We start from the raw sequence: 12,418 nt of genomic DNA, 5'->3' as shown, positions 1-12,418 counted from the left end.
GGTCACATCACGCGCTTTCAATGAGTCTGATATGTTCTTTTGAATGTCTGATACATACAAGACAATAGCGCGATTCAGAGTCAACCTTGCGAGGTAACAAAAAGATCGCGCCGGATGGCCCGACAAATGACAGAGGAGATTTGCATCAATGAAAATACAACAAATTGGAAAGCCATTTCTGAGCTTGGCGCTGGCTTTATCGCTTTCGACAGCCGCCTTTGCTGAAGACATCAAACTCAGCATCGCGGGCACTTGGCCAGCAAAGCACTTTGGCACTGAGATCATGGAGAACATGGTCAAGGAAATAGAGGCCGCCGATGTCGGGCTGACGGCCAAGTATTTCCCTGCATCGCAATTGGGGTCCGGCGAGGAACTGATTGAAGATGCCATTCGCGGCAACGTCGATATGGTGCAGGCTTTTGTCTACGCCCAGACAGACCCGCGCCTAGAGGTCCTGAACCTGCCTGCAATGGTGACCACGTTTGATGAACTCAAAGCCGTCTATGGCAATCCCGAATCAAAGCTCAATACAATCCTTTCAGGGATCATGGCCGATCACGGGCTGGTTTCCCTCGGTCTTGTTGGTGAAGGCCTAATCGGCATTGTTGCAAGTGAAAAGCCGACCGATCATGCCGGGTTTGGCGACAAGGGCGTGAATATCCGTGTCTGGAGTTCGGATATTGCTAAGAAAACTGTCGAAAGCATTGGATACCGGTCAACGACGATGAATTGGGCCGAGGTGCTTCCGGCGCTGCAATCCGGTGTGATTGACGGCGCGATCTGTTGCACCCCGGAATGGGCCTACACGACCTTTGCGGTTGCCGATATCGGGAAATATTACATCCCGGTAAATACGTTTATCGAAGCGTCGTCGCTCTATGCCAGTCAGAAGACCTGGGACAAGATGAACGACGAACAGCGCGGCGTTGTTAAGGCGGCTGCCGAAAAAGCTGCTAGCTCCGCAATCGATAAAGCCTGGGAGCGCAGTCAGGGTTTCATGGATCAGATGGTCGAATCCGGTTACGAGATTCTGGATTATACACCCGAAGAACGGGCCGCAATGGTCGCCCATATCAAGGAAAATGTATGGCCGGAATTGGCTGGTATCATCGGCCAGGATATCATGGATGAACTAATTGCCGAGTAAGCTGCTCATCCCGCTAAAATGATACGATTGGGGAATGCTCTGACGAACGAGTGGGCATTCCCCTTTATCTGGGGGCCAGAAATCCAATGATCTTGTTTGAAGACGCCCTTCCGCCTGGGCTGCGCGGCCTTGTCCGGCTGATGATCCGGATAAAGACAGTTTTGGTCGTCGTATCGCTGCCCCTTCTACCGATCACATTCTTTGGCGTTGTGTTCTTCAGATATATTCTGGAACGCGATCTGTTTGCCTATGAAGAGTGGCTGCTGCCGATTTGTTTCTGGATTTATTTCCTGGGCAGTGCGCTTGGCACTTACCATGACAAACAGATCAACGCAGATCTTTTGGATGCCATCACCGAGAACCACACTGTTTTGTGGCTCCGCAAAATCGCGATCACTGTCATTGAACTCGGCATCACGCTGGTCGTGCTATATTGGGCGTATCTGATGCTGGCGAACGAGATCGCAGACTATCCACGCTGGAAGACAACGATCGCCCTTAAAATCCCCTTTTTCATTCCCCGAGTGGCTATCTTTGTGGGATTCTTTTTCATGGCCTTCTACAGCGCCTTGGCCATCTATCTGATGTTGAAGGTCGGGCCGGACCGATATGCAGAGACCCGCGACGCGACGAAACAAGTAAACATCGACGCGGGGAATACATGACATGGTAATCGCAATTGCAATCCTACTGATCTGCGTCCTGCTGGCAATTGGTGTGTCCGTACCTTTGGCCTTTGGCGGGGTTCTGATCCTGCTGGCCTACACAGCGGGCTATGATGTTTCTGGGTTTCTCGCCACCGGGCACTGGAAGATGAATTCGGTGATCCTTTTGGCCATTCCGCTGTTCATTATGGCCGGTGACATCATGCAGCGTGGCAAGATCGCCAATCCAATTGTCGAGATTGCAGAGCTTATGTTCGGTCATCTCAGAGGAGGCTTAAGTGCTGCCGCCGTCGTCGCCAGCGCCATGTTTGGTGCAATTTCCGGCAGTGGTGCTGCGACACTTACCTGCATTGGCGGGATAATTATGCCGCATCTGCGCAAGGCAAAGTATCCCGATGGTTTTTCCGCCGCCCTCGTCATCAGCGCCAGCCCACTTGGCCTGCTGATACCCCCCAGCGGCGCGCAGTTGCTCTATGCGTGGGTGGGCCAGTTGTCAGTGCTCAAGTGTTTCCTGGCAACGGTTGTTCCCGGCCTGATCCTGACTGTGATGCTGATCATCGTAAATTTCGTGGTCCTGCGTAAAAACACCAGCATTCAGATCAGTGAGATCCCACAGCGGTTTTTCTTTCAGCTTAGCAAAAAAACCTGGACGGCACTGCCTGCGCTATTCATGCCCTTTATCATTTTGGGTGGGATCTATGGCGGCATCATGACGCCGACTGAGGCCGCTGGCGTTGCTGTGATCTATGCCATCCCGATCGGGTTCTTCTTTTACCGCGGCCTTACGCTACACACGTTCTACGAAAGCCTGAAGGATTCGGCGACCACCATTGGCGTGGTTATGGTGATGATCTTCATGGTGTTGATCACCAGCAGGTTCCTGATTTTTGAAGACATACCAGGTCTCGCCGAAGACTTGATCTATTCGATTTCGGACAACCCGATTGTTGTTATCCTTATGATCAATCTGGTCATGCTTTTGATCGGCATGCTGATGGACGATATCAGCGGCATCATTCTGAGTGCATCGCTGCTGCTGCCCATTGCTGAGAACGCAGGCATGGACCCGATTCATTTTGCAGCTGTCCTGGGGGTCAATCTGGGGATGGGGAATATCACGCCGCCCACGGCCCCGCTGCTCTATCTCGGGGCGCAGGTCACCAATGTACCGGTGCGCGACCTCATCGGACCGACGATGATTTTCATTATATTCGCCTGGTTACCGACACTTCTTCTGACCACCTTCATCCCTGAGATCGCGCTCTTCTTGCCTGACTTGCTGCTTGGCAATTAACACTTTTGGAAACGAACATTGAAAATCACACGGATCACGACCACGCCTTTGCTGGTGCCTTACAAGAAACCTTATCATTGGGCCAAAGGGATTATTCGGGGTGCGGGTGTGGTGCTGGTAGAGGTTCACACTGACGATGGGCTTGTAGGCATTGGCGAATGCGTCGCAACTCCGTCAGCACCGGCGATTGAGGCCTATCTGAACGTTGCCGGGGATATATGTATCGGCCGCAGCCCGTTTGAGAACACGCGCCTAATGGGCGAATGTTATCATGCCCTTTTTCAGGCACTCGGCACCTGTAGTGCACCGCGCTATTCGGGCCAGGTTTTGGCGGGTCTGGAGATGGCGCTTTGGGATGTGATGGGCAAGGCCACTGGGCGCGCGGTGCACGAGCTTCTTGGCGGGGCGGTGCGCGACGAGATCCACTATTTCGGCTTCCCTCAGGGCGCCACAGCCCAAGAGGTCGCCGATGAGGCGCGCGAGATGGCAGCCGCGGGCTGTGATGTGATTTATTTCAAGGTAGGGCGCGGCGATGCATTGGATCTGGAGATTGCGCGACTGGTGCGCGCAGCGGTCGGCCCCGACAAACGCCTGCGCATGGATCCGAACGAAAGCTGGTCCCCGGTGCGGGCCGCACGGATGCTGCGCAAAATGTCCGAGTTCGATATCGATATGGTGGAACAGCCAACTAACGCGGAATCAATCGCGGCCCTTGCGCAGGTCCGCGACCGCAGCCCGATTGCAATTGCTGCCGATCAACTGGTTTTCACCCCGCAGGATGCCTATGATGTTTGCCGCGAAAAGGCGGCTGACATGATTACACTTGGCCTGCATGAAACCGGCGGCATCGCACGGTTTCGCAAAGTGGCCCATATCGCAGAAGCTGCTGGCATAGATATTTGCCTTCACGGTCTTTACGAGACCGGAATAACAACAACGGCGGCCAACCAAGTGGGCGCAACCCTGCCCAATCTGGATGACGGCAATCAATATATGAACCACTTGCTGGAATGGGACATCGTGAAATCTCCTGACCTGCGGTTGCAAGAGGGACGTCTGCCCATTCTGCGGGGACCGGGTCTGGGGATCGAACTGGATGCAGATGCCTTGGCCCGCGCCGCCGAAGGACATATCAAAGAGGTTGAGAAAAATGGGTGAATTGGCTGCGCTTAAGACCGCCGTTATCGAGAGTTTCGGCACGCCGTGCCCTGTGATTGATCTGGATGTGGTCGAGCGCAATATCGCCCGCGCCCAGCAGCTGTGTGACGCGGCAGGGGTTGCCAATCGCCCGCATATCAAGACCCATAAATCACCCATTCTGGCAAAGATGCAGATCGCGGCAGGCGCGCAGGGGATCACCTGCCAAAAACTGGGTGAGGCCGAGGTGATGGCGAATGCCGGCATCACGGATATTGTGATCGCAACCAACCTGTTGGGGGCTGCACGCTCTGGTAGGCTAGCGGCATTGCAGCGGCGTGTCGCCCTGAAGGTTTGCGCCGATAATCCAGTTTCGCTTAGCGCCTATTCTGAGGCCGCGCAACGGGCTGAACGCCCATTGGATGTAATGATCGAATGCGACACCGGGCAAAAACGTGCCGGTGTTGAGACACCGCGCGAAGCGCTTGCGCTGGCCCAAATCATCCGTGATAACCCATGGCTGAACTTTGCAGGGCTGTTGTTTTATCCAGCACTTGATAGCTGGCCGCAGACACAGGTGTTTCTGGATGAGATGACCGCCGGACTTGCGTCTCTGAGCCTCAAACACAAGATTATCTCCACCGGTGGAACCCCCAATTTCGCCAATATCGGAAAGCTGAAAGGCGCTACCGAACATCGCGCAGGCACCTGCATTTTCAACGATCGCATGATGATTGAAGCGAAGTTTGCAACCCTGGGCGATTGCGCGCTTCAGGTGTTTACCAGCGTTGTCAGTCGCGGCGGCGAAGAGAGGGGCATTCTGGACGCAGGCTCCAAGACTTTGACGTCCGACACCGGCGGTCTGGAAGGCTTCGGTTTGATCATGGAGCATCCTGAGGCGCGCATCCACAAATTCGCAGAAGAGCATGGATTTCTCGACCTTTCGAGATGCAACAACAAGCCGGTGGTTGGCGATATCGTGCGTGTGATCCCAAATCACGTCTGCGTTGCCGTGAACATGGTGGATCAGTTGGTGGCGGTTCGTGGCGGCGAGATCGCTGAAGTGATCCCGGTCGCCGCACGTGGCATGCTGGTTTGATCTGAACAGAGGTATCGAATGATGAACGGTCAAATGTCCGCACAGCTGGATTTCACCGGCAGGGTGGCGCTGGTGACCGGCGGGGCGAGTGGGATTGGCCGTGCGGTGGCCACACAACTGATCGGGCTGGGGGCCAGAGTTGCCATCGCTGATCGCAACACCGAAGGGGCCGAGGCGGTTGTAAAAGATTTGGGCGCGGATCGCGCCACAGCGCTGACGCTTGATGCCGCCAACCCGGAAAGTGCCAATGCGATAGCTGATGCGGTCATGGACCGGTTTGGGCGGCTGGATATTCTGGTGCATAGTGCGGGCGTCGGGATTGAACGCAGTTTTCTTGAAACCACACCCGAAGAATGGCAACGCCTGATCGACATTGATCTGTCAGGCACGTTCTATTGCGCTCAGGCGGCGGCGAAAAAGATGGTTCCGCAAGGCTACGGGCGCATTGTGACGCTGTCGTCCACCGCCGGGCTGCGCGGCGGCACCGGGCGGGCAGCTTATGGCGCGGCCAAGGCGGGCGTCGTTGGGCTGACCAAAGTGATGGCGGTTGAACTGGCCCGACATGGCATTACAGCCAATGCGCTGGCCCCGGGTGCAATTGAAACCGAATTGGTGGCGAAAATGCATTCCGACGAAACGCGCCGCGTTTACCGGGCCGGAATTCCAATGGACAGATACGGCAGCCCGGATGAAACAGCGTTCACAGCTGTATTTCTGGCAAGTGAGCAGGCAGGCTATGTCACTGGCCATGTGCTCGGCGTTGACGGGGGCTTTTTGGCAGCCGGGGTTATGCACCGCGACAAAAGTTGAGAGCGCGGCTATGCGGATCAAACGACTCCCCCTCGACGACAAAACCAATGGCTGGAGCGCAATCCTTGCACCCCGTACCCCAAAGCCTGCGCTGGTTGGTGACCTGACGGCTGATTGGGTCGTTCTTGGTGCTGGCTTTGCAGGTCTTGCTGCGGCCCGGCGTCTGGCAAAGAACTGCCCGGATCAACACATCGCTGTAATCGAGGCTGGCGCCGCTGGAGAGAACGCGTCCGGGCGTAATTCCGGATTTGCGGTTGATCTGCCACACAACGTGGGGGCGTCACTTGATGAACTGGACGGGTCACATCGGTTCATGCGTTTGGCCAAAATGGCGGTTGGTGATCTTGATGAAGCCATAAAAATAAACGATATCGATTGCGATTGGTCCCGTGATGGCAAGTATCATGCCGCCGTGTCGCCGCGCGGCTTGAAGCAGGTATTGGTACCCTTCGCCAAAGAACTGGAGGCACTCGGCGAGCCCTTTGAATGGGTTGAAAAGCCCGATATTGCCCAAGTAATCGGCTCTGAGCATTTCACAGCAGCAATCTACACACCGGGCGGGGCGCTGCTCAATCCATCGGCATTGACGCGGGGGCTGGCAGACACGCTGCCATGCAATGTGACGCTGTATGAAAATTCGCCGGTCCAAGAAGCCACCTTCGAAAATGGAGTTCATTTCAAGACGGCGCTTGGGTCTCTGCGCAGCGCGAAACTGATCATGGCAACCAACGGGTTTTCACAGAAATTTGGCTACTACCGCAACCGGTTGCTTCACCTGGTTGCCCATTGCAGCATGACGCGCAAATTGACAGAGGATGAACAGAAGACATACGGCGTTGAAAAGCCGTGGGGCATGACCCCGGCCAATGCCTTTGTCGGCATCACCATGCGTTACACCAATGATCACCGGATCATCATTCGCCATGGTCTGAATTATTGTCCGAACCAACGCGTCTCGGCCTCTGAAATCGCCGCTGTAAAGCGCCGCCACAAGGCGTTGTTTGATCAACGGTTTCCCATGCTGCCCGATGTGGACATGGAGCATACATGGAGCGGTTTTGTTTGCCTGTCGAAAAACAGCGCTCCGGGTTTCGGGCAACTGGCTCCGAATGTGTGGTCCGCTGTATGTCAGAACGCAATGGGTGTGGCAAAAGGCACATTTAGCGGAATTCTTGCCGCTGACCTTGCCTGTGGTGTCGACAATCCTTTGATCGCCGACATCCAGAGCCTTGGTCAGCCAAGTCTCTTGCCTCCTAGACCGTTTCTCGACGTTGGCGCACGTGGGCGACTAGCGTGCGAACGTTGGCTCAATCGACACGAAGCCTGAAAGTATGTTTGCGAGGTAACGTTGTCCCTCAAATAAATGGGAATTCCGACCAGATAATGACGGCGAAACCCGATGCTTTCAGTTCTCAATCAGGCAGAGGCCTCGATCGTTCAATTTCCGCTTGGCAGCAATATTTTGATATCGGCTGGGCCAATGCCTTTTGCCTGATCGCCAATTTACCAAAGACCAAATAGATCACCGGCATTCGGGTGCAGCCTGGATGTCATCTCGCCGCGACACGCTCGAACCTGACATTTGCATGCCTACAGCAAAAGTTTGGAAAGTCCGCGTCGTGTGAATCCATCGTTTCAAATTTGCTACTCTACTGCCGAAATGGCCGTATTCCTCTCTGCGTTGTAGTAGCGATTTCGCGGTGACGCCGCAGGTTTTTGCACTGCGAGCGCACGCAGCAAGATTTTGACACTTCTGCTATGCGCCTATTTTGTTGAAAAACTCCAAAATCTGAAAGGCGTATCGAGGCCGCAAAAGGATTGTTTGCTCAGGGAAGCGGTCCCGTATTGGTTCTTTCACCTTTCTGTATGGCCGACACGTCAAGATTGGGACCTGGACCTTCGTAAACTTTGGCGCCACGTTTCTTGATGCAAAGATGATCACACTCGGGGATTTTGTTGCGGTTGGGCCCAACGTCCAGTTTATTACTGACACCCACCCGTTGCGCCCAGAGGACCGGTATAAGCCGCCAAAGGAGGGCGACACGCTGCCGTTCAGGGTTGTTAATTATGCGTTGTCCATCACAGTCGGCAATTATGCGTGGATCGGCGCAGGAGCAATAATTCTACCCGGAGCGAGAATTGGAGATGGCGCTGTTGTCGCCGCGGGATCGGTCGTCACAAAGGATGTTGCTCCGCGGATGATCGTGGCGGGAAATCCGGCGCGTGAAGTTCGTTCGGTGGACGACCAAGGTTTCCGGCAGTAGCGACCTATGCTGCGGCACAACCAAACTTCCGTACAGGGCTCGAACCTGCCGTTAGCTGCAGATTGAACGAAGGTCCGGTATTGGGCGGGAATCCTCAGGCAATTCCGCGATTTACTGGAAGCAAACCATCGTCGGCATCTGCACATCGCGCAGGAATCACTTCTTTGTACGCAAAACCTGGTCTGGCTGGGCTCTTGAGCGAGCTGAAATGCAGTGTAACCTAAGGCATCACTTTCAGGGAGGATGGGTGCGATGGCCGGAAATGGCAAACACGAAAACGAAGGTATTTGGGATTCAGCCGCGCCGGGCTGGGCAAGATGGGAAGCCGAATTGATGGGCGCGGCGACCGAGGCGACTGAACAAATGCTGGATGCGGCCAACATAAAGCCGGGCATGCGAGTGTTGGACCTTGCCTGTGGTGCAGGCAGCCAAACGATTCAAGCCGCCCGCCGTGTCGGGCCGTCTGGCCGGGTTTTTGCAAACGACATCGCGTCCAAAATGCTAACTTTCGTGGCCTCCAATGTCGCCGCCGCGGGGCTGACCAATGTGGAAACGCTGCACGGCCCAGCCGAAGGCCTATCCGAAAGCGGACTGCGCGTTGATGCGGCAACCTGCCGGCTCGGCCTGATGCTGTTCCAGTCGCCTCAAAACGCGCTCGCGGCCGTGCGAAGCGTCTTAGCGGAAAACGGGCGCTTCGCAGTGCTTGTGGTTGCCTCGCCGCAAGACAACCTCCTGTTTTCAAAAACTATGATGATCGCACTAAAGCATGCCGGGAAGACACCGCCGCCGCCGGGCTCACCTGGGCTGTTTGCATTGTCAGATCCTGCGAGACTGGAGAACTTGTTTCGAGCGGCCGGGTATATCGACACCAGGATCGAGCAGGTCACCGCACGATTGTCCATCGCTTCGGTCGGCGACGCGCTAACTATGATGAAGGAAGCATTTGGTGCCTATCGCGCCGTGCTGGCCGATCTGGACGACGAAAAACGCGATGTGGCCTGGAGCGAAATTGGCGACTGCATCGAACAATTTTCGGACCAAGGCAGCGTCGGTGCGGATATGACCTTCCGGCTGGCTTCCGGGGCAAACTCGCCAACCTGATGATCCAGATTAGTCGACCGGCAAAGCGACGCTCACTATCGACTCCGAACAGTGTTGTTTTCGCCGCATGGCGAAGTCCTCTATGGGCTCGGAGCCGTCATCCGCTGCACCCACAACCAAGGTCTGCTGTGCCGGACAAACCTGCCACTCAGCAGGGAACGGCCCCCGCCTCAGGACGGTACCATTTTGCAGTCAAACAGGAAGCGAATTCAATGACATCAGCAGGCGGATCAGTGCGTGTTGACTGGAGACGCCGGTCTTTTCGTAAATCCGCGACAGATGGGTCCGAGCGGTATTGATGCTGATCCCGAGAGAAGCCGCGACTTCGGTTAGGCAGCGCCCGCTTGCTATTTCGGCGACGAGGCGACCTTGGCCTTGTGACAGCGAGAATACTTCCTGTGCGGCTTTGATCTTTCCCTTTATCAATTCGTTATCATTGAACGTTACATTTACCGATCCATCCCGCGCGAACACAGTGCAGTGCATGGTCCCCCCATCTTCGGCGTCACCGAGGATGCAAGGGAAATGGAAGGTATTGCCTGGCTGCTTGTTGTAGGACGAGTCAAAGATGTGACGGAGCTTCGCTGCTCGCGCAATCGCTCGGGTAAGTGCCTTATTGAAATGGCTGTCTGTCGAGTGCAAACGCCCCTGCGTAATCGTGAGCCCCTCGAAATCGCTCAGCGCCGCAAGCGTCTCGGAGGTTGCCCAGATGACGCGCGCATTCTCGTCGACCTGTATCACGGGGCGCGCTTGAATTCTTAGGCGGAGCATGGCGAACCCTAGATACACAATCCGCCAGCGACCAGAATGACGCTCGAGGATACGCACCTGTTCAGAGTCATGTAATGGGTAGGGATCGTTGGGAAGAGCGTGACATCTTGAGTTAAAAACCGCCCATGCAAGATCGCCATTGACCGAAACCTCAATTTCATTGTGTCCCAGATCTTTGTCTTCCGGTTCCGGATTGTCGGCCATAATTTTCTGCATCGCCGCAGCGACCTCATCCCAACCCTTGTGGATAAGAACGCCTCGGTCGGCACCATAGGAGACTTCGCGGGTGCGCGGGCCGTGCACAAAGCATGCGGACCAGCGTTCAAAATCTCGGGCCATAAACGCGGCCGTCTCCTCGTCAATGACGTCGTGTATCTCAGCGATGTCTCGCTCTTGGCCAAGCGCTTGTAGGTTCATGATCTAGCCCCCCTGGCTAGAAGCTATCCCAAAGCCCTGTGTGGGGCCAAGCTCGGCGGCGCGCGGACTTGCCGCCGCGGTTGTGTCCGGGTCGATGGTCGCGACATTGGACACCTTTGCTTGAAGGGGCAGCATGACCCACCAGAACCGCGCCTGAAGAAGAAGCGCGGCGACAGACAGAGCCGCAACTTGTCCCCACCAGATGCCTGTGCCGCCCAATTCGACTTTGAAGGCGAGAAAATACGAGGCCGGGACCCCTACTACCCAGTAGCTTATCACCGCAAGTATCATGGGAATCCTTGTATCCTGCAGGCCACGAAGGAGACTGAGGCCCATCAATTGGCTGGCGTCGGCAAACTGAAATGCAGCAGCCACAAGCAGAAACATGGTTGCGACCGCGATGACCTGATCGCGGGCGGGTTCCGCTGCGTCCACGAAAAGAGAGATCAGAGGGTCAGGATAAACAACGAGAACGAATACCGTTAAGCCGACCCATATGTAAGCGATAATCATTGCGGCAATGGCACCGTCGCGCATTCCTTCGGCATCATTATTACCCAATGCTTTGCCGACCCGAACGGTCGCAGCTTGACTGACGCCGAGATGGATCATGAACGTCGTTGCTGAGATCAGCTGAGCGATGGCGTGGGCAGACAGCGACAATGTGCCCACCAGGCCCATCATCAAGGTGCCAACGCTGAACATGCCCATTTCGGCAAGCGATGTGAGCCCGATAGGAAGCCCCAACGAAAATACCCTCCGGCTCGTCGGTACATCGAATTCGCGCAGGCCAGAGATGATGCGATGACTACGGAACTTGCGTGATGCGTAGACGACCAGAAACGGGATCGAGATAGAGTGCGTGATTACCGAAGCGATTGCTGCACCTTCGACACCGAGCTCGGGTGCGCCGAGGTTCCCAAAAATGAGAACCCAGTTCAGGCCGGCGTTCACGAAGGCCATGAGAAGCGTAGTCCAGAAGATGACCTGCGTCGTCTCCATGGCAGAAAGATAGGTCCGCAACACCATCACAATGAGCGCGGGAAACATGCCCCAAGCAGCAATCCGCAAATAGACCTGCGCCAAGTCAGCGTTGCCCGGTTCTTGGCCTAGGGTGCGGAAGAGGTCGCCGGAAAAAAGCATCAAAGGGAGAGTGAGCGCAGCAAACCCAATTGAAAGCCAGAAGGAGGAGACCGTTGCGCGCCGAACGCCTATCTCGGCTCCGGCAGCATTCGCCTCGGCAGACATCGGCATTGCGGCAGACGCAAAGCCCGAACCGACAAGAAAGATCAGTAAGAAAAGCGTCGCTCCCAGGATCATGCCGGCCAGCGCCGTGATGTCGTACCAGCCGATCATCATTGCATCAGTCAGAGTGATGGCGAATTGCGCAATATGCCCGCCGACCAGAGGCAAACCTAGTTTGAGCGTGGCAATGATATGTCCTGCATAGGAGCGGGCCAAAGGTTCTGACATTTTGCGTGACCTCTTGCGGGCGGAATACCCAATTCCCACAAGAATAGCCTGAGGAGTTCCCTGACATTGTCACTAGATCAGACCACAAGTTGTGCACTTCTTCGTCAGAAGTTCGCGGGTGCATAGTCCACCGGCGGTAGGTCGCCCCCTCTTCAATCTGAATCGTCCGCTTTGGGCTCATGCACTAAATCGCTCCGCGATAGGGGCGCTTGTGGTTGATGTTTCGCAGAACAAGGATTT

11 protein-coding genes are annotated in these 12,418 nt (G+C 55.5%); 9 read left to right on the top strand and 2 right to left on the bottom strand.

From position 1 onward, the window contains the following. Positions 1–148 precede the first annotated feature (148 nt). The 9 genes from dctP to AC221Y_RS02090 all read left to right on the top strand — a co-directional run bounded on the left by dctP (position 149) and on the right by AC221Y_RS02090 (position 9,517). On the top strand, positions 149–1,147 hold the full coding sequence (gene dctP / locus AC221Y_RS02130) for a TRAP transporter substrate-binding protein DctP (RefSeq protein ID WP_486706708.1): 999 nt from the start codon (positions 149–151) through the stop codon (positions 1,145–1,147). Positions 1,148–1,197: 50 nt separating this feature from the next. Beyond that, positions 1,198–1,812: a TRAP transporter small permease gene (locus tag AC221Y_RS02125; RefSeq protein WP_299755135.1), complete on the top strand. Its 615-nt coding sequence runs from the start codon at positions 1,198–1,200 to the stop codon at positions 1,810–1,812. Between the two features lies 1 nt (position 1,813). Continuing rightward, positions 1,814–3,106 carry a TRAP transporter large permease gene (locus AC221Y_RS02120; protein WP_299755132.1) on the top strand — a complete coding sequence of 431 codons (1,293 nt, stop codon included), beginning with the start codon at positions 1,814–1,816 and terminating at the stop codon, positions 3,104–3,106. Between the two features lie 18 nt (positions 3,107–3,124). After that, positions 3,125–4,264 (top strand): mandelate racemase/muconate lactonizing enzyme family protein, encoded by a 1,140-nt coding sequence (locus tag AC221Y_RS02115; RefSeq protein ID WP_299755130.1) that lies wholly within the window; start codon positions 3,125–3,127, stop codon positions 4,262–4,264. Then, positions 4,257–5,342: a D-TA family PLP-dependent enzyme gene (locus tag AC221Y_RS02110; RefSeq protein ID WP_299755128.1), complete on the top strand. Its 1,086-nt coding sequence runs from the start codon at positions 4,257–4,259 to the stop codon at positions 5,340–5,342. Before AC221Y_RS02115 ends, AC221Y_RS02110 begins: the two co-directional genes overlap by 8 nt. 33 nt (positions 5,343–5,375) lie before the next feature. Beyond that, positions 5,376–6,152 carry an SDR family NAD(P)-dependent oxidoreductase gene (locus tag AC221Y_RS02105; RefSeq protein ID WP_299755126.1) on the top strand — a complete coding sequence of 259 codons (777 nt, stop codon included), beginning with the start codon at positions 5,376–5,378 and terminating at the stop codon, positions 6,150–6,152. Between the two features lie 10 nt (positions 6,153–6,162). After that, positions 6,163–7,479: an NAD(P)/FAD-dependent oxidoreductase gene (locus AC221Y_RS02100; RefSeq protein WP_486706707.1), complete on the top strand. Its 1,317-nt coding sequence runs from the start codon at positions 6,163–6,165 to the stop codon at positions 7,477–7,479. Positions 7,480–8,086: 607 nt separating this feature from the next. Then, complete coding sequence (locus AC221Y_RS02095; protein WP_299752708.1) at positions 8,087–8,416, top strand: DapH/DapD/GlmU-related protein; 330 nt, start codon at positions 8,087–8,089, stop codon at positions 8,414–8,416. Between the two features lie 252 nt (positions 8,417–8,668). Then, positions 8,669–9,517, top strand: a complete 849-nt coding sequence (locus AC221Y_RS02090; protein ID WP_299752705.1) for a class I SAM-dependent methyltransferase — start codon at positions 8,669–8,671, stop codon at positions 9,515–9,517. Positions 9,518–9,709: 192 nt separating this feature from the next. On the opposite strand, the gene AC221Y_RS02085 is transcribed toward AC221Y_RS02090, so the two are convergent. Further along, a complete protein-coding gene (locus AC221Y_RS02085; RefSeq protein ID WP_299752702.1) occupies positions 9,710–10,705 on the bottom strand; it encodes a nuclear transport factor 2 family protein in 996 nt (331 codons plus the stop codon). A gap of 3 nt (positions 10,706–10,708) precedes the next feature. Next, positions 10,709–12,178 carry an MATE family efflux transporter gene (locus AC221Y_RS02080; RefSeq protein ID WP_299752699.1) on the bottom strand — a complete coding sequence of 490 codons (1,470 nt, stop codon included), beginning with the start codon at positions 12,176–12,178 and terminating at the stop codon, positions 10,709–10,711. Positions 12,179–12,418: the final 240 nt, after the last annotated feature.

This window comes from Boseongicola sp. (assembly GCF_057460485.1).
The sequence above is the reverse complement of the archived record's forward strand: the minus strand, read 5'-3'. Positions and strand labels throughout refer to the sequence as shown.